Here is a 1,168-nt window from a genome sequence, read left to right on the forward strand (position 1 = left end):
CGTCATCACGCACGCCCACGAGGATCACATCGGCGCAGTGCCCTACTTTTACAAAGAGTTTAAATTTCCGATTTACGCCACGCCATTGCCGCTTGGTATGATAAATAATAAATTTGAAGAGCACGGACTAAAGCAGGAGCGTTCGCTTTTCCGCTCGGTCGAAAAGCGCAAGCCGTATTTGATAGGAGATTTTGAGGTCGAGTGGATACATATCACGCACTCCATCATCGATGCTAGCGCGCTTGCCATCACGACAAAGGCGGGCACTATCATCCACACGGGCGACTTTAAGATCGACCATACGCCGATCGACGGCTACCCTACCGATCTGGGACGCCTAGCCTACTACGGCGAGCGCGGCGTACTGTGCCTGATGAGTGACAGCACGAACAGCTACCGCGAGGGCTTTACTAAAAGCGAAAGCAGCGTGGGCAAGACTTTTGACGCCATTTTCTCAAAAGCCAAAGGCCGCGTGATAATGAGCACGTTTAGCTCCAACATCCACCGCGTCTATCAGGCGATCGACTGGGGACTAAAATACAACCGCAAGGTCTGCGTCATCGGCCGCAGCATGGAGCGCAACCTCTACACTGCGATGGAGCTTGGCTACATCAAGCTGGATAAGAAAATTTTCATCGACGCTAACGAAGTCGGCAAATTTAAAGATAACGAAGTGTTGATCGTCACCACCGGCTCTCAGGGCGAGACGATGAGTGCGCTGTACCGAATGGCTACCGACGAGCACAAATACATCAAAATAAAGCCGACCGATCAGATTATCATCAGCTCAAAGGCGATCCCGGGCAACGAAAGCAGCGTATCGACGGTGCTAAATTTCCTCATCAAATCAGGCGCTAGCGTCGCGTATCAGGACTTTAGCGAGATACACGTGAGCGGTCACGCGGCGCAAGAGGAGCAAAAACTGATGCTGCGCCTAATAAAGCCTAAATTTTTCCTCCCGGTCCACGGCGAGTACAACCACATCGCAAAGCATAAAGAAACGGCCGTGGCATGTGGCGTGGATGAGCGAAACATCTATCTGATGAGCGACGGCGATCAGATAGAAATTTGCCAAAAATACATGAAGCGCGCCAAGACGGTAAAAACTGGCAAGGTCTTTATCGATAACCAAATCAACAAGCAAATTTCAGACGACGTCGTAATCGAT

1 protein-coding gene is annotated in these 1,168 nt (G+C 50.7%); it reads left to right on the top strand.

All coding sequences use genetic code 11. The annotated features are described in order from the left end of the window. The coding region (locus tag Q0338_RS04705; protein WP_298085746.1) for a ribonuclease J at positions 1-1,168 on the top strand (1,168 nt) is incomplete at both ends.

This window comes from uncultured Campylobacter sp. (assembly GCF_938018145.1).
GTDB lineage: Bacteria > Campylobacterota > Campylobacteria > Campylobacterales > Campylobacteraceae > Campylobacter_A.